Origin of the sequence: Halomonas sp. KM-1 (assembly GCF_000246875.1) — a bacterium.
Lineage (GTDB): Bacteria > Pseudomonadota > Gammaproteobacteria > Pseudomonadales > Halomonadaceae > Halomonas > Halomonas aerodenitrificans.
Map to the genome: position 1 here is coordinate 26,102 of NZ_BAEU01000165.1, position 18,741 is coordinate 44,842.

General features: G+C 65.1%; 15 protein-coding genes and 3 tRNA genes. 3 read left to right on the forward strand and 15 right to left on the reverse strand.

Annotated elements, in window-relative coordinates; genetic code table 11:
* Window positions 1-49: 49 nt before the first annotated feature.
* Genes B8115_RS22315 through B8115_RS22325 form a run of 3 tightly spaced genes read right to left on the reverse strand, consistent with a single transcriptional unit; the run spans window position 50 to window position 3,518 of the window.
* Window positions 50-1,372, reverse strand: a complete 1,323-nt coding sequence (locus B8115_RS22315) for a sodium ion-translocating decarboxylase subunit beta (RefSeq protein ID WP_010630091.1) — start codon at window positions 1,370-1,372, stop codon at window positions 50-52.
* Between the two features lie 11 nt (window positions 1,373-1,383).
* Complete coding sequence (gene oadA, locus B8115_RS22320) at window positions 1,384-3,216, reverse strand: sodium-extruding oxaloacetate decarboxylase subunit alpha (RefSeq protein WP_010630092.1); 1,833 nt, start codon at window positions 3,214-3,216, stop codon at window positions 1,384-1,386.
* 56 nt (window positions 3,217-3,272) lie between these two features.
* Window positions 3,273-3,518: an OadG family protein gene (locus B8115_RS22325; protein WP_010630093.1), complete on the reverse strand. Its 246-nt coding sequence runs from the start codon at window positions 3,516-3,518 to the stop codon at window positions 3,273-3,275.
* A 172-nt stretch (window positions 3,519-3,690) separates the two neighbouring features.
* Between B8115_RS22325 and B8115_RS22330 the strand changes: the two genes are divergently transcribed.
* Window positions 3,691-4,686, forward strand: a complete 996-nt coding sequence (locus B8115_RS22330; RefSeq protein WP_010630094.1) for a tRNA-dihydrouridine synthase — start codon at window positions 3,691-3,693, stop codon at window positions 4,684-4,686.
* A gap of 58 nt (window positions 4,687-4,744) precedes the next feature.
* Here the strand turns inward: B8115_RS22330 and B8115_RS22335 are convergent.
* The 9 genes from B8115_RS22335 to B8115_RS22375 form a co-directional block, all read right to left on the reverse strand.
* Window positions 4,745-4,821 (reverse strand) — tRNA-Arg (locus tag B8115_RS22335).
* Between the two features lie 105 nt (window positions 4,822-4,926).
* Window positions 4,927-5,003: transfer RNA gene (locus B8115_RS22340), tRNA-Arg, on the reverse strand.
* Between the two features lie 63 nt (window positions 5,004-5,066).
* Window positions 5,067-5,159, reverse strand: a tRNA-Ser gene (locus tag B8115_RS22345).
* 102 nt (window positions 5,160-5,261) lie between these two features.
* Window positions 5,262-5,459, reverse strand: a complete 198-nt coding sequence (csrA, locus tag B8115_RS22350) for a carbon storage regulator CsrA (RefSeq protein ID WP_010630095.1) — start codon at window positions 5,457-5,459, stop codon at window positions 5,262-5,264.
* 244 nt (window positions 5,460-5,703) lie between these two features.
* The gene (locus tag B8115_RS22355; RefSeq protein ID WP_010630096.1) at window positions 5,704-6,954 is read right to left on the reverse strand and encodes an aspartate kinase; all 1,251 of its coding nucleotides are present in this window, start codon (window positions 6,952-6,954) and stop codon (window positions 5,704-5,706) included.
* A 97-nt stretch (window positions 6,955-7,051) separates the two neighbouring features.
* Entirely contained in the window at window positions 7,052-9,664 is a 2,613-nt protein-coding gene (alaS, locus tag B8115_RS22360) for an alanine--tRNA ligase (RefSeq protein ID WP_010630097.1), read from the reverse strand.
* A 173-nt stretch (window positions 9,665-9,837) separates the two neighbouring features.
* The gene (locus B8115_RS22365; protein WP_010630098.1) at window positions 9,838-10,320 is read right to left on the reverse strand and encodes a regulatory protein RecX; all 483 of its coding nucleotides are present in this window, start codon (window positions 10,318-10,320) and stop codon (window positions 9,838-9,840) included.
* Window positions 10,321-10,353: 33 nt separating this feature from the next.
* On the reverse strand, window positions 10,354-11,418 hold the full coding sequence (gene recA / locus B8115_RS22370) for a recombinase RecA (protein ID WP_010630099.1): 1,065 nt from the start codon (window positions 11,416-11,418) through the stop codon (window positions 10,354-10,356).
* 163 nt (window positions 11,419-11,581) lie between these two features.
* On the reverse strand, window positions 11,582-12,109 hold the full coding sequence (locus tag B8115_RS22375; protein ID WP_010630100.1) for a CinA family protein: 528 nt from the start codon (window positions 12,107-12,109) through the stop codon (window positions 11,582-11,584).
* Window positions 12,110-12,277: 168 nt separating this feature from the next.
* Here B8115_RS22375 and mutS point away from each other — a divergent pair, with 168 nt between their 5' ends.
* Both mutS and fdxA read left to right on the forward strand, forming a co-directional pair.
* Window positions 12,278-14,869 (forward strand): DNA mismatch repair protein MutS, encoded by a 2,592-nt coding sequence (gene mutS, locus B8115_RS22380; RefSeq protein WP_010630101.1) that lies wholly within the window; start codon window positions 12,278-12,280, stop codon window positions 14,867-14,869.
* 163 nt (window positions 14,870-15,032) lie between these two features.
* Window positions 15,033-15,356, forward strand: coding sequence for a ferredoxin FdxA (gene fdxA / locus B8115_RS22385; RefSeq protein WP_010630102.1), 324 nt, complete (start codon window positions 15,033-15,035; stop codon window positions 15,354-15,356).
* Between the two features lie 558 nt (window positions 15,357-15,914).
* Here the strand turns inward: fdxA and eno are convergent.
* The 3 genes from eno to B8115_RS22400 form a co-directional block, all read right to left on the reverse strand.
* Window positions 15,915-17,207 carry a phosphopyruvate hydratase gene (gene eno, locus B8115_RS22390; protein WP_010630103.1) on the reverse strand — a complete coding sequence of 431 codons (1,293 nt, stop codon included), beginning with the start codon at window positions 17,205-17,207 and terminating at the stop codon, window positions 15,915-15,917.
* A gap of 65 nt (window positions 17,208-17,272) precedes the next feature.
* Window positions 17,273-18,130: a 3-deoxy-8-phosphooctulonate synthase gene (gene kdsA, locus B8115_RS22395; protein ID WP_010630104.1), complete on the reverse strand. Its 858-nt coding sequence runs from the start codon at window positions 18,128-18,130 to the stop codon at window positions 17,273-17,275.
* Between the two features lie 13 nt (window positions 18,131-18,143).
* A partial coding sequence (locus tag B8115_RS22400; RefSeq protein WP_010630105.1) for a gamma-glutamyl-gamma-aminobutyrate hydrolase family protein occupies window positions 18,144-18,741 on the reverse strand: 598 nt, incomplete at its 5' end.

Genomic DNA, 18,741 nt, shown 5'->3' on the forward strand with positions numbered 1-18,741 from the left:
ACGACTACGGCACCCTCGGGTGCCGTAGTCGTTACTCATCGAGGCTCTGCTATCCCAGGTACTTGATCATCACCCCGGCAGCCACCGCCGAGCCGATGACGCCGGCCACGTTGGGGCCCATGGCGTGCATGAGCAGGAAGTTGTGCGGGTTGGACTCGAGCCCCACCTTGTTGGCGACCCGTGCCGCCATCGGCACCGCCGACACCCCGGCGGCACCGATCAGCGGATTGATCGGCATGCGGCTCACCAGGTTCATCAGCTTGGCCATCAGCACCCCGGCCGCGGTACCGATGGCGAAGGCCACCATGCCCAGCGTCATGATGCCCAGAGTCTCCAGCGCCAGGAAGCTCTCGGCCATCAGCCGCGAACCCACGGCCAGCCCCAGCACGATGGTGACGATGTTGATCAGGGCGTTCTGCGCGGTATCGGTCAGTCGCTCCACCACGCCGCACTCGCGCATCAGGTTTCCGAAGCAGAACATGCCCAGCAGCGGCGCGGCATCGGGCAGGAACAGCGCCACCAGCATCAGCAGCAGCAGGGGGAAGGCGATCTTCTCCAGCTTGGAGACCGGGCGCAGCTGCGTCATCGCTATCGCCCGCTCCTTGCGCGTGGTCAGCAGCCGCATGATCGGCGGCTGCAGCATCGGCACCAGTGCCATGTAGGCGTAGGCTGCCACGGCGATGGCACCCAGCAGCTCCGGCGCCAGCACGCTCGACACGTAGATCGAGGTCGGCCCGTCGGCACCGCCGATGATGCCGATGGCCGCGGCCTGCTCGATGGAGAAGTCCATCCAGCCCAGAGCCGACATGCCAACCGCGCCGAACAGGGTGGCGAAGATGCCGAACTGCGCCGCCGCTCCCAGGAACAGGGTGCGCGGGTTGGCCAGCAGCGGGCCGAAGTCGGTCATCGCCCCCACGCCCATGAAGATCAGCAGCGGTGCGATGCCCGAAGCCACGGCCAGAGAGTAGAAGACGTAGAGCAGCCCGTCGCCGTAGCCGACGTTCAGGGCGATGTCCCGGGCGGCGCGGACCTGATCCGGTGCAGCACCGTTGTCGACTAGCGCCTTTAGCGTGGCGCGCCACGCCTCCTCGCCGGCCAGCGGATCGAGCGTAGCGCCGAGCGCCGCCGCCATCTGCTGCAGCACCGCCGGGCGCGCCACTTCGATGGCCTGATCCAGCGCCGAGATCGCCAGGCCCGCCTCGGGAATGTTGGCGAGTATGCCGCCGAAGCCGATCGGCACCAGCAGCAGCGGCTCGAACTTCTTGGCAATCGCCAGGTAGAGCAGCACCAGGCCCACCAGGATCATGACCACCTGGCCGAAGGTCAGGTTGTAGAGGCCGGAACCCTCCCACAGGGTCAACAGCTTTTCCATGGTAGAAGCCCTTACAGCACGATCAGCGTGTCGCCGACGGCGACGCTGTCGCCCTCACCGACCTTGACCTCGGACACGGTACCGCTGCTGGCGGCCCGCACTTCGGTTTCCATCTTCATTGCCTCGAGGATGATCACCACATCGCCTTCCTGCACGCTGTCGCCGGGGCGCACGTTGACCTTGAAGATGTTGCCGGCCAGCGGGGCGGTGATCGTTTCACCCGACGAGCCTGCGACACCCGCCGCCGGCTGAGCCGCCGACTGGGCGGCCGACTCCGACACGGCACCGATCTCGCCGCCCTCGGCCACTTCCACCACGTACTGCTTGCCGTTGACCTTGACCGTATAGGTCTCGGGGCCGGCAGGCGCCGCCGCACGCGTCGCCGGCAGCTTGTCCTCGCCCTTCTGAGCGGTCACCGGCAGGCTGGCCTCCTGCCCCGGCGACTGGGGGGCCGGTTCGAAGGCATCGGGATTGTCGCGGTTCTTGAGGAACTTCAGCCCGATCTGCGGGAACAGCGCATAGGTGAGGACATCGTCGATCTCGCGCTCGCCTTCGGCGAGGCGAATGCCGTCGGTCTTGGCCTTCTCCTTGAGTTCGGCGGCGAGCCGGTCCATTTCGTCTTCAAGCAGATCGGCAGGGCGACAGGTGATCGGCTCACCACCCTCCAGCACGCGACTCTGCAGCGCCTTGTCGAAGGGCGCCGGCGCGGCGCCGTACTCGCCTTTGAGCAGCGCCTGAACCTCCTTGGAGATCGACTTGTAGCGCTCGCCCATCATCACGTTCATCACTGCCTGGGTGCCGACGATCTGCGAGGTGGGCGTGACCAGCGGGATGAAACCCAGGTCCTCGCGCACACGGGGGATCTCGGCCAGCACGTCGTCGAGCTTGTCGCCGGCACCCTGCTCCTTGAGCTGGCTCTCCATGTTGGTGAGCATGCCGCCGGGCACCTGGGCCACCAGGATGCGCGAATCAATGCCCTTGAGCGAGCCCTCGAAGGCAGCGTACTTCTTGCGCACTTCGCGGAAGTAACCGGCGATATCCTCGAGCAGCTCGAGGTCGAGATTGGTGTCGCGCTCGGTACCCTTGAGAATCGCCACCACTGACTCGGTGGGACTGTGGCCATAGGTCATCGACATGGACGAGATGGCCGTGTCGACGTTGTCGATACCGGCCTCCACCGCCTTGAGGATGGCGGCGGTGGACATGCCGGTGGTGGCATGGCACTGCATGTGGATCGGGATCGACAGCGCCTTCTTCAGCCGCGTGACCAGCTCATAGGCATCGTAGGGGGCCAGCAGGCCGGCCATGTCCTTGATCGCCAGCGAGTCGGCGCCCATGTCGGCGATTGTCTCGGCCAGCTCGACCCAACTGTCGAGGGTGTGCACCGGGCTCACGGTATAGGAGATGGTGCCCTGAGCGTGACCGCCCACCTTGCGCACGGCCTTGATGGCCCGCTCCAGGTTGCGCGGGTCGTTCATGGCATCGAACACGCGGAACACGTCGACGCCGTTGGTCTTGGCCCGTTCGACGAAGCGGTCGACCACGTCGTCGGCGTAATGGCGGTAGCCGAGCAGGTTCTGGCCACGCAGCAGCATCTGCTGCGGCGTATTGGGCATGGCCTCCTTCAACGCGCGTATCCGCTCCCACGGATCCTCGCCGAGGTAGCGGATACAGGCGTCGAAGGTGGCACCGCCCCAGGACTCCAGCGACCAGAAGCCGACCCGGTCGAGCTTCTCGGCGATCGGCAGCATGTCGTCGAGCCGCATGCGGGTGGCAAACAGCGACTGGTGGGCGTCGCGCAGGACGACGTCGGTGATGCCCAGCGGGCGATTGGTCTCGCTCATGACAATGACCCCGTGAATGACGTGTTGTGTAGTAGTATTGCGTTCGCTGCCAGCCGTCAGCGGCGCTGACGATAGCGATGGATGGCGGTGCTGATGACGGCCATGATTTCGGCGTCATCCTTGGCGGATGGCGTGGTCGAGGTCGGCGCAGTGGCCGGGGAAGCAGGGGGCGGCGCCAGGCGGCGAACTACCAGTGACATCAGGGTGGTGGCCAGCACCAGAATGGTAAGAAAAACAAAAACGAAACCCATGCCGACCCCCATCAGGGCCAGGCCATCGAGTAGCAACTGCTCATCCTGCATGCTTACTCCCCCTTGTTCTTGAGCCGAGTTCTTGAGCTAAATTGCCGCAAACATGACGCCAAGCGTTTAAAAGTTGGCCATCTAAACTGCCACACTCCGGATGAATTGCAAGCACCCCATGGTGGAAGCCAACGTTGTTGTTTTACTACAAGGAAGGATCGGACTCGCCCCCATGGAGGGCGTGATCGATGCCCATGCCCGCGATCTGCTTACCCGCCGCCCCGGTTTCGACTGGGCGGTGACGGAGTTCGTCCGCGTCGTCGATGCACGACTGCCACCCAAGGTCTTCCTGCGCCACTGCCCTGAGCTCGAAACCGGGGTAGTCACGCCGGCGGGGGTTCCCGTGGCGCTACAGCTGCTCGGCAGCGATCCCGAAGCGCTGGCGGCCAACGCCGAGCAGGCGCGAGACCTCGGCGCCCGCGCCATCGATCTCAACTTCGGCTGCCCGGCCAAGCTGGTCAACCGTCACGACGGCGGCGCCTCGCTACTGCGCGACCCACGTCGCGTGCAGGCCGCCGTGGCCGCGGTTCACAACGCCGTAGGCGACTCGATACCGGTGACGGCCAAGGTCCGCCTCGGCTTCTCTGATCGCCGCCTGGCGCTGGCCTGCGCCCAGGCGGCAGCCGACGGCGGCGCTACGCAGCTCGTGGTACATGCACGCACCCGCGACGAAGGCTATCGCCCACCGGCCCACTGGGAGTGGATCGGCCGCATTCGCCGTCACATCCAGATTCCGGTGGTCGCCAACGGCGATATCTGGAGCCTGGAGGATTACTGGAAGGCGCGCACGCTGTCCGGCTGCCGCGACGTCATGCTGGGCCGAGGCGCCCTTGCCGATCCGCTACTGGCACCTCGCATCCGCCATTGGCTGAGTACCGGCGAGCGACTGCCCGATACGCAGTGGCAGGAACGGGCTGCCATCCTTGCCGAATATGCTGCATTGCAGCGTAGCACACTTCCCGAACGCATTGTCACGTCTCTGGTAAAACAGTGGCTGAACCACATGCGCTATAGGAACGACGAAGCGGAGCGACGCTTCCAGGCGGTGAAGCGCATCAACGATCTCGAAGGGCTGCTCGAAGGGTTGCTGGCCGGGCTCGGGCACGCGCCGCAGAAGCCCGGGCTCACGCCGCCAGGAGCGCCTGCAGGCACGCTCTGCCACGTCTGAAGAAAGGGGCTGACAAAAGCAAAAAACCCGTCCTCACAGGAGGACGGGTTTTTGAATCTGGCGCGCCCGGGAGGATTCGAACCTCCGACCACCTGATTCGTAGTCAGGTACTCTATCCAGCTGAGCTACGGGCGCGGATTGCAAGACCGAGGTCCTGCAGGTAGTCACCATTGCTTCGAATCATGCGCTTTGCGGAGACACGATCGACGCTCATTTTCATGACCGCTTCATCATGCTTCGTGGCGCGCCCGGGAGGATTCGAACCTCCGACCACCTGATTCGTAGTCAGGTACTCTATCCAGCTGAGCTACGGGCGCATCATCACACTTCGAACCATCACGCATCTAACGATACGCATCGAACAATGGATCCATGTCGTATGGCGGAGAGGGAGGGATTCGAACCCTCGATGGGGCTATAAACCCCATACTCCCTTAGCAGGGGAGCGCCTTCAGCCACTCGGCCACCTCTCCCTCAACGACACGGCGCATATCCTATCTTTTCTATCGCGCTTTGTCCAGCGTATTCAGACATTTGTTTCCTGTTGCCGAAACCGGCGGAGACAACGTCGTCTACTAAGCCTGACCGCTCCCACCCTCTTCGTCTGACTTTTCACGCTGGATGCGCTGATAGATTTCCTCACGATGTACGGCGACATCCTTGGGGGCATTGACGCCAATACGTACTTGGTTGCCCTTGACGCCAAGGACGGTCACGGTGATGTCATCACCGATCATCAGCGTTTCACCGACTCGGCGGGTCAGGATGAGCATGACTGATCTCCTTCTCAGACGACTTGCAACGGGATACGCGTCGATCCCATCGACGCTAGGTTGCTCTCATTATGTAACACATTAGTACTACTATGCACCAAAGGTGCATCACCACCACCCAACCCCACCATGACACGATGACAGCGTTGAAGGGAAGCCGGACCGCTCATCGCGGCAGACCTCCCCAGAGTAGAAGAAGCACCCGCTGAAGTCGTCCTACCTTGTTAATGTTCTTGTTACGTTCTTATTCGCTCTCGATATCGCTCTTGTCGAGACCGAACGCGGTGTGCAGGGCACGAACGGCGAGCTCCATCTGCTTCTCGTCGATGACGACCGAGATCTTGATCTCGGAAGTGGACACCATGCGGATGTTGATGTTCTCGTCGGCCAGCACGCGGAACATCTTGGCGGCAACGCCGGCATGCGAGCGCATGCCCACGCCGACCAGGGAGACCTTGGCGATGTTGTCGTCGCCGTTGACCTCACCGCCACCCAGCTCGGGAATCACCTGTTCCTCGAGGATCTTGAGCGTCTTCTTGTAGTCGCCCTTGGCCACGGTAAAGGTGAAATCGGTGTAGTCGCCAGCCGGTGCCACGTTCTGCACGATCATGTCGACTTCGATGTTGGCGTCGGCGATCGGGCCCAGAATGCGCGAGGCCACGCCCGGCACGTCCGGCGTATGGAGCAGGGTCAGCTTGGCCTCGTTGGCGGTGAAGGCGATGCCTGAGATCAGCGGTTCTTCCATGGAGTCCTCGTCTTGGTCGGATTCAGCAACGATCAGGGTGCCGGGGCCATCCTGGAAACTGGACAGCACGCGCAGCGGGACATTGTACTTGCCGGCGAATTCCACCGAGCGGATCTGCAGCACCTTGGAGCCGAGGCTCGCCAGTTCCAGCATCTCCTCGACGGTGATGGTGTCGAGGCGTTGAGCCTTCGAGCAGACCCGCGGGTCGGTGGTGTAGACGCCGTCGACGTCGGTGTAGATCTGACACTCGTCGGCGCCCAGCGCCGCCGCCAGCGCCACCCCGGTGGTATCGGAGCCGCCGCGACCGAGGGTGGTGATGTTGCCCTCTTCGTCGACGCCCTGGAAGCCTGCCACTACGACCACCTTGCCCTCGTCGAGGTCTTCGCGCATCTCGTCGGTCTCGATGCGCTGAATGCGGGCCTTGGTGTGGGCGCTGTCGGTGAGGATACCCACCTGGGAGCCGGTATAGGAGGTGGCCGGTACGCCCAGCTTGTGCAGGGCGAGCGCCAGCAGCGAAATGGTCACCTGCTCGCCGGTGGAGACCAGCATGTCCATTTCGCGCGGCGTGGGCTCGTCGTTGATCTCGTTGGCCATGCCGATCAGACGGTTGGTCTCGCCGCTCATGGCGGAGACCACGACCACCACCTGATGGCCGTCGTCACGAAAGCCCTTGACCTTCTCGGCCACGGCCTTGATGCGCTCCACGGAGCCCACCGAGGTACCACCGAATTTCTGTACGTAAAGTGCCATCTACGGTTTTCCCTCGTTTGTCGAGCGATGCACGCTCGGATGAGTGAAAGTCGTCAACGAAAAGGGCCGTAACGCAACGTCACGGCCCCGACCGTCCTCAATGCAACTGCTGTTCGACCCAGGCGGAGACGCTCTCCAGAGCCGCCGGCAGGGCCGTCACGTCGCTGCCCCCGGCCTGGGCCATGTCGGCGCGACCGCCGCCCTTGCCGCCCACCTGGGTGGCCACGTGATTGACCAGCTCACCGGCCTTGACCCTGCCGGTGAGATCGTCGGTGACACCGGCAATCAGGCTCACCTTGCCCGCTTCCCGGTCGGCCACGCCGAGCACCACGATGCCAGAGCCCAGCTTGTTCTTGAGCTGGTCGAGCACGCCGCGCAGCTCCTTGGCCGAAACGCCTTCGAGCTGGGTGGCCAGCAGCTTGACCCCGGCGATCTCCTGAGCCTGCGCGAGCATGTCGCTGCCCGCGGCGCTTGCCAGCTTGGCCTTGAGCCGCTCGAGCTCCTTCTCCAGGCTGCGGTTACGCTCCACCAGCGACTCGACGCGCTCCTCGACCTGCTCCGGCTTGGCCTTGAGGCGCTCGCCGATGCGCGCCAGCCGCGTTTCCTGCTCGCGGAAGTAGGCCAGCGCCCCTTCGCCGGTGATCGCCTCGATGCGGCGCACGCCCGACGCGATGCCCTGCTCGCTGACGATGTGGAAGCAGCCGATGTCGCCGCTGCGGGCCACGTGGGTGCCGCCGCACAGCTCGATGGAGAAGTCGTCGGCGCCGATGGTCAGCACCCGTACGCTGTCGGCGTACTTGGCCTCGAACAGCGCCGCCGCACCCTTGGCCTTGGCCTGGTCCAGGGTCATCTGCTCGATGCGGGTCGGCGCATTGGCCAGGACCTGCTCGTTGACCAGACGCTCCACCTCGGCGAGCTGCGCCGGGGTCATGGCCTCGAAGTGGCTGAAGTCGAAGCGCAGCCGCTCCGGCGTCACCAGCGAGCCCTTCTGCTGCACGTGGTCGCCCAGCACCAGACGCAACGCCTTGTGCATCAGGTGAGTGGCGGAGTGGTTGCGGATGGTGGCGCCGCGCAGCTTGGCATCGACCTGAGGTGATACCTCGGCGCCCACGCTCAGGCGGCCTTCGAGCAGCACGCCGTGATGCAGGTGGTGACCGCCCTGCTTCTGGGTGTCGGTGACCAGGAAGCGTCCGCCGTCGAGCGTCAGGTAGCCGGTGTCGCCCACCTGGCCACCGGACTCGCCATAGAAGGGGGTGCGGTCGAGCACCACGATGCCGCGCTGCTCGGCTTCGAGCGCGACCAGAGCGTTGCCCTCATGGTCGGCAATGGCGGTGACGGTGGCGCGATCCTCGAGCCGCTCGTAACCGGTGAAGGCGGTCTCGCCCTCGAGCTCCAGCGCCACGCCCTGACTGGCGCCGAACTGGCTGGCGGCACGGGCGCGCTCGCGCTGGGCCTCGAGCTCACGCTCGAAGCCGGCTTCGTCCAGGCTCACGCCGCGCTCGCGGCAGACGTCGGCGGTGAGGTCATAGGGGAAGCCGTAGGTGTCATAAAGCTTGAATACCGTCTCGCCCGGCAGCACGTCGCCCTGGAGCCCGGCCAGGGCCTCTTCGAGCAGGCTCATGCCGTGTTCGAGGGTGCGCGCGAACTGCTCCTCCTCCTTGAGCAGGATGCGCTCGACCTGGCTGCTGGCTTCACGGAGCTCGGGATAGGCATCGCCCATCTCGGCATCGAGAGCCGCCACCAGCTTGTGGAAGAACGGCTCCTTGGCGCCGAGCTTGTGGCCGTGGCGAATGGCGCGGCGGATGATCCGGCGCAGCACGTAGCCGCGGCCCTCGTTGGAGGGCAGCACGCCATCGGTGATCAGGAAGGCGCAGGAGCGGATATGGTCGGCGATGACCCGCAGCGAGGGCGTGTCGGTATCCGCATGGCCGGTGGCATCGGCCGCCGCCTTGAGCAGATTCTGGAACAGGTCGATCTCGTAGTTGGAGTGCACGCCCTGGAGCACCGCTGCCACCCGCTCGAGGCCCATGCCGGTATCGATGGAGGGCTTGGGCAGGGGGTTCAGGTTGCCGGCCGCATCGCGGTCGAACTGCATGAACACCAGGTTCCAGATCTCGATGTAGCGGTCGCCGTCCTCCTCGGGAGTGCCGGGAGGGCCGCCCCACACCTCGGGACCGTGGTCGTAGAAGATCTCCGAGCAGGGGCCGCAGGGGCCGGTATCGCCCATCTGCCAGAAGTTGTCCTTGGCGCCGATACGCGCGATGCGCTCGTGCGGCACGCCTATCTCGTCGGCCCAGATGCCGTAGGCCTCGTCGTCTTCGGTGAACACCGTGACCCACAGCTTCTCGGCCGGCAGCCCCATGCGCTCGGTGAGGAAGGTCCAGGCCAGGCGGATGGCGTCGCGCTTGAAGTAGTCGCCGAAGCTGAAGTTGCCCAGCATCTCGAAGAAGGTGTGATGCCGTGCGGTGTAGCCGACGTTGTCGAGGTCGTTGTGCTTGCCGCCGGCGCGCACGCAGCGCTGGGACGAGGCCGCACGCACGTAGGGGCGCGGGTCACGGCCGAGGAAGACGTCCTTGAACGGCACCATGCCGGCATTGGTGAACAGCAGCGTCGGGTCGTTGCCCGGCACCAGGGAGCTGGATGGCACAACGGTATGCCCGTGCTCCTCGAAGTAATTCAGAAAGGCCTGTCTGATGTCTGCGCTTTTCATGGCATATCCGTGGCGATGAGCGTGGTCACCCGACGGGCAGGCGCGCTCGGCGCCGCTTCACATGGCCGAATTCGCACGCCTTGGCGTGTCAGGAGCGCCACCGAGGGCGTTCACAAAGGGAGGCATTATAACGCAGTTGTCAAGCGACTAAAGAGGAGGCGCCCAAGCGAACGTCATTCGACCGAGTCGAGACGCTCGAGGGCGTAGCGCACATGCTCGAATTCGAAGCCGCGAGACGCCAGGAAGCGCTCGCGTCGGGCGCGCTCACGGGGGGTGCTGTCCGGCAGGGAGTAGCGCCGCGCCAGCGTCGCGGCGGCGAGCTCGAACCAATCGACCTCGCCCTCCCGCTCGACCTCGGCCAGTGCGGTCGCGATCAGGGCGCGTTCGACGCCGCGCCGCTCCAGCTCGGCCCGCACCTTCAGCGGACCCTGGCCGCGCGCGATGCGCGAGCGCACGAAGCTCTCGACGAAGCGGGCGTCGGACTGCAGCCCTTCGTCGGCCAGGGTATCGAGGCAGGCGGCTATCGCCTCTGCCGAGTGGGCACGCGCCGCGAGCCGCTGTGTCAGCTCGGCGCGAGTGTACTCGCGCCGGGCCAGCAGGCGGATGGCGTCGTCCCGCGGGGACGACGCACGCTCGGAGCCGGGCTGCAATGGCATGATTTAGAGCAACCTGATTTAGTGCGACCTGGCTTAGAGCAGGTCGTCCTCGCGCTCGGCCTCGGCAGCCAGCGGCTCAGCGATCTCCTCCTCCTTGGGCGCCGCCGTGGCCAGCAGCTGGCCGCGGATCTGGCTCTCGATCTCCTCCATCACCGCCGGGTTGTCCTCGAGGAACTGGGCGGCGTTGGCCTTGCCCTGACCGATCTTGTTGCCCTTGTAGCTGTACCAGGCACCGGCCTTGTCGACCAGGTTGCACTGTACACCGAGGTCGATCACCTCACCGGCATGGTAGATACCCTTGCCGTAGAGAATCTGGAATTCGGCCTGACGGAACGGCGGTGCCACCTTGTTCTTCACCACCTTGACGCGGGTCTCGTTGCCGGTCACCTCGTCGCCCTGCTTGACCGAACCGGTACGGCGGATGTCGAGGCGCACGCTGGCATAAAACTTCAGCGCGTTGCCGCCGGTGGTGGTCTCGGGGCTGCCGAACATCACGCCGATCTTCATGCGGATCTGATTGATGAACACCACCAGGCAGTTGGCGTTCTTGATGTGGCCGGTGATCTTGCGCAGGGCCTGGGACATCAGGCGCGCCTGCAGACCGACATGGGAGTCGCCCATCTCGCCCTCGATCTCGGCCCGCGGGGTGAGCGCCGCCACCGAGTCGATGATGATCACGTCGACGCCGCCGGAGCGCACCAGCATGTCGCAGATCTCCAGCGCCTGCTCGCCGGTGTCCGGCTGCGACACCAGCAAGTCGTCGAGGTTGACGCCGAGTTTCTCGGCGTAGCTCGGGTCGAGGGCGTGCTCGGCATCGATGAAGGCGCAGGTCTTGCCCTGCTTCTGGGCCTGGGCGATCACCGACAGGGTCAGGGTGGTCTTGCCCGAGGATTCCGGACCGAAGATCTCCACCACGCGGCCAAAGGGCAGGCCGCCGATGCCCAGGGCGATGTCCAGCCCCAGCGAACCGGTGGACACCGAGGGCATCGCCACCCGCGGCGCATCGCCCAGGCGCATCACGGTACCCTTGCCGAACTGCCGCTCGATCTGGGAAAGGGCGGCATTCAATGCCTTGGAACGATTTTCATCCTGTGCCATGAGGCTCTCCTCGCAGAACTCGCAGACGCTGCAAATGCAATGCTGCAAATACAATGCTGCAAATACAAATGATGAATGGTGGGCCGCCAAGGGGAGCACGCCCGGACACTGTATGGTTGGACAGTAGTATGACGAAAAAAACGCCGCGCGCCTAGTCACTCGTTCAACGTGATTGCCCCGGCGGGTTCTCCAGGTAGCGAATCAGCCCGACGATGGCCTCGCGCACCGCCCGCTCGCGCACCGCCCGCCGGTCGCCGGGAAACTGGAAACGCTCGGCGCGCTGCTCGTGCTCGCTGCCCCAGGCCAGCCAGACGGTGCCCACCGGCTTCTCCGGCGTACCGCCATCGGGGCCGGCCACGCCGCTGATCGCCACCCCCAGCTTGGCGCCGCTGTCGCGGCAGGCACCCGCCACCATCGCCTCCACCACCTCACGGCTGACGGCACCGTGCTGGGCGATCAGCGCCTCGGCAACGCCCAGCAGGCGGGCCTTGGCCGCATTGGAATAGGTCACGTAGCCGGTCTCGAAGTAGTCCGAACTGCCCGCCACCGCGGTGATGGCACTGGCCACTCCACCACCGGTGCACGATTCGGCCGCGGTCACGCTGACGCCCTGCTCGCGGCAGCGCCGTCCGAGGCGCTCGGCCAGCGTGGTGAGATCGAGGTTGGCCAGGCTGGTAGCACTATGCGGCATGGTATCGCTCCTGATCGAGTGGGACTGCCTGCCACCATAGCGCATCCTCCCCGCGGCGACAGACCATCTGTACAGTATCCCGCAGACCCCGAGCGTGTCGGCTCCGGGCCGCGCATGTTAACCTTGCCCTCCCACGCCCCACACAATCGACGAGCCAGCCGAGAACGCATGAACGACGCGGTCAAGACGGCCATGCCGGCCCATACCCCGATGATGGCCCAGTATCTGAGGATCAAGCGCGAGCATCCCGACGTGCTGCTCTTCTATCGTATGGGCGATTTCTACGAGCTGTTTTTCGACGACGCCAGACGCGCCGCCGCCCTGCTCGACATCACCCTGACCCAGCGCGGTCAGTCCGCCGGCAAGCCGATTCCCATGGCCGGCGTGCCCTACCACAGCGCCGAGGGCTACCTGGCGCGCCTGGTCAAGGCCGGCGAGTCGGTGGCGATCTGCGAGCAGATCGGCGATCCGGCGACGAGCAAGGGACCGGTGGAGCGTCGCGTGGTGCGTATCGTCACCCCCGGCACGCTGCACGACGAGGCGCTGCTCGATGCCCGCCGCGACAACCTGCTGGTGGCCGTGCACCCGGCCGGCGACTGCTGGGGCATCGCCTGGCTGGAGCTCTCCAGCGGACGCTTCAGCGTGCTCGAGGTGGAGGGCGAGGGCGACATGCTCGCCGAGCTTCAGCGTCTCGATCCCGCCGAACTGCTCATCGCCGAGAGCCTGTCGCTGCCTCCCGCCCTGGAAGGGCGGCCGGGCCTGCGCCGCCAGAGCGACTGGCTGTTCGATCTCGAATCGGCCACGCGGCTGCTGTGCGACCAGTTCCAGGTACAGGACCTGCGCGGCTTCGGCTGTGCTCATCTGGAGGCCGCACTTACCGCCGCCGGGGTGCTGGTGGAGTACGCCCGCGACACCCAGCGCTCGCCGCTGCCCCACGTCACCGCGCTGGGGGTGGAGAACCGCGACGACGCTGTGGTGATCGACGCCGCCAGCCGACGCAATCTGGAGATCGACATCAATCTCGGCGGCGGCGGCGACAATACGCTGGCCAGCGTGCTCGACACCACCGCCACTGCCATGGGCTCGCGGCTGCTCAAGCGCTGGCTCAACCGTCCGCTGCGTGACCGCAGCCAGGTGCAGGGGCGCCAGGCCGCGGTCGCCCTGCTGCTGGAGCAGGAGGGCTTCGTCGCCCTGCGCGAGCTGCTCAAGGCGATCGGCGACGTGGAGCGCATTCTGGCGCGGGTAGCGCTCTACAGCGCCCGGCCGCGGGATCTGGCCCGCCTGCGCGACGCCCTGCTCGCCCTGCCGGAGCTTCAGGGTGAACTGCAAGATTATAGCGAAGGCACCGCCCTGGACGAACTGGCCCACCATATCCGTCCCTATCCCGAGCTTGCCGACATGCTCGCCCGGGGGCTGTTCGACAATCCCCCGGTGGTGATCCGCGACGGCGGCGTGATCCGCGACGGCTTCGACGCCGAACTCGACGACTACCGCGGCCTGGCCGAGCACGCCGGCGACTACCTGGTGAAGCTCGAAGCCCGCGAGCGCGAGCGCACCGGCCTGGCCGGGCTCAAGGTGGGCTATAACCGCGTACACGGCTACTACATCGAGATTCCCCGCGCCCAGGCCCGTGAAGTGCCGGTGGACTACGTACGTCGTCAGACCCTGAAGAACGCCGAGCGCTTCATCATTCCCGAACTCAAGGAGTTCGAGGACAAGGCGCTGTCGGCCAAGTCGCGTGCTCTGGCCCGCGAAAAGCTGCTCTACGACGGCCTGCTCGACTCGCTCAACGCCGAGCTCGCCCCCCTGCAGGGCACCGGCCGCGCGCTGGCCGCTTTGGACGTGCTCTGCGCCTTCGCCGAGCGCGCCCAGGCGCTGGGCTTCTCGCGGCCCCGGCTCGGCGAGGCGCCGGGCATCGAGATTCGCGGCGGGCGTCACCCGGTGGTGGAGCACGTCAGCGACGCTCCCTTCGTGCCCAACGACCTGGTGCTCGACGAGCAGCGCCGCATGCTGGTGATCACCGGCCCCAACATGGGCGGTAAGTCGACCTACATGCGCCAGGCGGCGCTGATCACCCTGCTCGCCCACACCGGCAGCTTCGTGCCGGCCGACGAGGCCTGCATCGGCCCGGTGGATCGCATCTTCACCCGCATCGGCTCGTCGGACGACCTGGCCGGCGGGCGCTCCACCTTCATGGTGGAGATGACCGAGACCGCCAGCATCCTGCACAACGCCACCGACCACAGCCTGGTGCTGATGGACGAGATCGGCCGCGGCACCAGCACCTTCGACGGGCTGTCGCTGGCCTGGGCCAGCGCCGAGCACCTGACGCGCACCCGCGCCTTCACCCTGTTCGCCACCCACTACTTCGAGATGACCGCGCTGGCCGAACAGGCCGAAGGGGTGGCCAACGTACACCTCACCGCCGCCGAGCATCGCGACGGCATTGTCTTCATGCACCGGGTGGAAGAGGGCCCCGCCAGCCAGAGCTACGGCTTGCAGGTGGCCCAGCTGGCCGGCGTGCCGCAGTCGGTCATCGCGCGGGCGCGGGACAAGCTGGCGCAGCTCGAGCAGCAGGAGGTCGACCAGAGCAGTCGCGGCGGCGGCCTGCCGCGGGGCGACGATGCCAAGCCGATGCAGAGCGACCTGTTCGCCAGCGCAGCGCATCCGCTGCTCGACGCCCTGGCCGATCTGAACCCGGATGAGCTGACGCCGCGCCGGGCGCTGGAGTTGATCTATAGCTGGCGAGAGCAGCTGTAGGTAGCGTGTCGCTTGCTCACACGGGACGGCATGTCTAGAATGAAGCGTCCAATTTTTCCGCCATTATAAGAAGTTAGTTTTTTATAACTTTTAGGCTTAAAAAAGATACCGAACATCACCAGCCGGACAAACCACGGTCCGGCTGCGAATGAGGGAGACAGGCATGACCTTTGTCGTCACCGAAAACTGCATCAAGTGCAAGTACACCGACTGCGTCGAGGTCTGCCCGGTGGACTGCTTCTATGAGGGGCCCAACTTCCTGGTGATCCATCCGGACGAGTGCATCGACTGCGCCCTGTGCGAGCCGGAATGCCCAGCCGAAGCGATCTTCTCGGAGGATGAGCTGCCCGAAGGCCAGGAGGAGTTCATCGCGCTCAACGCCGAACTCTCCGAGGTATGGCCGAACATTGCCGAGAAGAAGGATCCGCCGGCCGACGCCGAGGAGTGGGATGGCAAGCCGGGCAAGCTGCAGTACCTGGAGCGCTGAGCTCCGCTTCCCGACCTGGCCCTTTCGTGCGACTAGTCCAACCGAGCTTCATGCGGCTAGTCCAACCCAGCGGCTAGTCCGGTCGAACGTAAGCCCGACCTAGCGCCGAGGGCCAAGCGGCCTTCGGCATTGCCTATTTCAGGCGCAAAAAAAGGCGGCCCTAAGGCCGCCCGGCTCCCAGCATTTCCTTGGGCGGCTCCTTCCGCCCTCTCTCCAATGGCAAGCTTCCCTGCCCGGAGGCGACTTCCTGTCACACCGGGCGTGCCACGAATCAAGCATCCCGTTGCATCCTGCTGGAGAGCCTCCCGCTCTGCCTTGTCCCACACGCATTCTGGCATTTCCTCCAAAAGACGCAAACGCGCCTCTGGCAACCTCGCCGAATCTGACCGGTTGACAGCGAAAAAGCCAAATTCTTTAAAAACAATGAGATAGAGAAAAACCGACACCCAAGGCGTCGGTTTTCCTAGGTAGACTAAGCTTGAATCGTCGCCTCTATGTAGGCAATTTCCTACAAAATTGTCAGCGATATCGTCGGCTCAGCGCTCAATCACGACCCATTCACTGCCCTTTGATGGCCGAGCGGCCAGGATAACCGACACGCTCACCGAGCTGCTGCTCGATGACCAGCAGGCGGTTGTACTTGGCGACACGATCGGAACGGCATAGCGAACCGGTCTTGATCTGGCCGGCCGAGGTACCCACCGCCAGATCGGCGATGGTAGTGTCCTCGGTCTCGCCGGAGCGGTGGGAGATGACGGCGGTGAAGCCAGCGTCCTGAGCCATCTTGATGGCGTCCAGCGTCTCGGAGAGGGAGCCGATCTGGTTGAACTTGATCAGGATGGAGTTGCCGATCTTCTCGTCGATACCGCGCTTGAGGATCTTGGTGTTGGTGACGAACAGGTCGTCGCCGACCAGCTGCACCTTGTCGCCGAGCTTGTCGGTCAGCGCCTTCCAGCCATCCCAATCGGACTCGTCCATGCCGTCTTCGATGGAGACGATGGGGTACTGGTCGCACAGCTCAGCCAAATAGTCGACGAAGCCATTGGCATCGAAGGCCTTACCCTCGCCGGAGAGATTGTACTGGCCGTCCTTGTAGAACTCGGAAGAGGCGCAGTCGAGCGCCAGGGTCACGTCGCGGCCGAGCTCGTAGCCGGCATCGGCGACGGCCTGCTTGATCACGGCGAGCGCCTCGGCGTTGGATTCCAGATTGGGCGCGAAGCCGCCCTCATCGCCCACGGCGGTGGAGAGGCCCTTGGCCGAAAGCACCTTCTTCAGCGCATGGAAGATCTCGGCGCCGACCCGCAGCGCCTCGCGGAAGTTCGCTGCGCCCACCGGCTGCACCATGAACTCCTGGATGTCGACGTTGTTGTCGGCATGCTCGCCGCCGTTGAGGATGTTCATCATCGGCACCGGCATGCTGTACTGCCCCGGCTGGCCGTAGAGTTCGGCGATGTGGGCATACAGCGGCATACCCTTGGCATTGGCTGCCGCCTTGGCCGCCGCCAGCGACACGGCGAGGATGGCATTGGCGCCCAGCTTGGCCTTGTTGTCGGTACCGTCGAGCTCGAGCATGGCATTGTCGAGACCGCGCTGGTCACGGGCATCCATCCCGACGAGCCGCTCGCGAATGGCGCCGTTGACTGCTTCCACCGCCTTCAGCACGCCCTTGCCCAGGTAGCGCGACTTGTCACCGTCACGCAACTCCAGGGCCTCGCGGGAGCCGGTGGAGGCACCGCTCGGGGCACAGGCCACGCCCACGGCGCCGCTCTCCAGACGCACTTCGGCCTGCACGGTGGGGTTGCCTCGGGAGTCGAGCACCTCGAGGGCCTGGATATCGACAATCTTGGTCATCTCTATCGTCCTTTCATTCAGTCAGCGTTGATTGAGTCGTGGGAATCGCTTTTTCTCTCTCGGCTTTATTCGATTTTCAGCGCCGGGAAGCCCTTGACCAGATCGTCGAGCGCCTTCGCCTGGGTCAGGAAGGGTTCGAGCTGGTCCAGCGGCAGCGCGCAGGGGCCGTCGCACAGAGCATTGTCGGGGTCCGGATGCGCTTCGAGGAAGAGCCCGGCCAGGCCCACGGCAATGCCGGCACGCGACAGTTCGGCCACCTGCTGACGACGCCCACCGGCGCTGTCGGCGCGTCCGCCGGGGCGCTGCAGGGAGTGAGTGACGTCGAAGAACACCGGACAGCCGGTCTGCTTCATATCACCGAAACCGAGCATGTCGACGATCAGATTATTATACCCGAAGCTCGATCCACGTTCGCAAAGCAACACGCGATCGTTGCCCGCCTCTTCGCACTTGCGAATGATGTGGCGCATTTCGTGGGGTGCCAGGAACTGCGGCTTCTTGATGTTGATCACCGCACCGGTCCGGGCCATGGCCACTACCAGGTCGGTCTGGCGCGCCAGGAAGGCCGGCAGCTGAATGATGTCGGCCACCTCGGCCACCGGCTCGGCCTGCCACGGCTCGTGCACGTCGGTGATCACCGGTACGCCGAAGCGCTGCTTGATCTCGGCCAGTATCTCCAGCCCCTTTTCCAGGCCGGGGCCGCGGAAGGAGTGGATGGAGCTGCGGTTGGCCTTGTCGAAACTGGCCTTGAACACATAAGGCATGCCGAGCCGGTCGGTCACCTCGACATAGGTCTCGGCCACCTCGAGGGCCAGCTCACGGGACTCCAGCACGTTCATGCCGCCAAGTAGCATCAGCGGCAAAGAATTGCCGGCGGTGAGGCCGGCAAAGGAGATATGACGTTCGGGTGTGGACGGGGTCATGGCAGACATGGTCTCACTCCTGATGCGAGGAGAGCGCGCGAGCGCGCGCCGCCTTGTGCTCCAGCGCCGCGTTGACGAAGCCGGTGAACAGCGGATGGCCGTCGCGCGGCGTGGAGGTGAACTCGGGATGGAACTGGCAGGCCACGAACCAAGGGTGGTCGGGCAGCTCGATCATCTCCACCAGCGAATTGTCGACGCTCTTGCCGGAGACCACCAGACCGGCCTTCTCCAACTGCTCGATGAACTGGTTGTTGACTTCGAAACGGTGGCGATGGCGCTCGACGATCTCATCACTGCCGTAGGCCTCGCGCGCCTTGCTGCCCGCTGCAAGGTGACACACCTGGCCGCCCAGGCGCATGGTGCCGCCCAGGTCCGAGGCTGCGTCACGCAGCTCGATCTTGCCCTCGGCGTTGATCCACTCGGTGATCAGGCCGACCACCGGATGCTGGGTGTCGTGGGTGAACTCGGTGGAGTTGGCATCTTCCCAACCGGCCACATGGCGGGCAAATTCGATCACCGCCACCTGCATGCCGAGACAGATACCGAGATAGGGAATGCCGTTCTCGCGAGCGTAGCGGGCGGTCGCGATCTTGCCCTCCACGCCGCGCTCG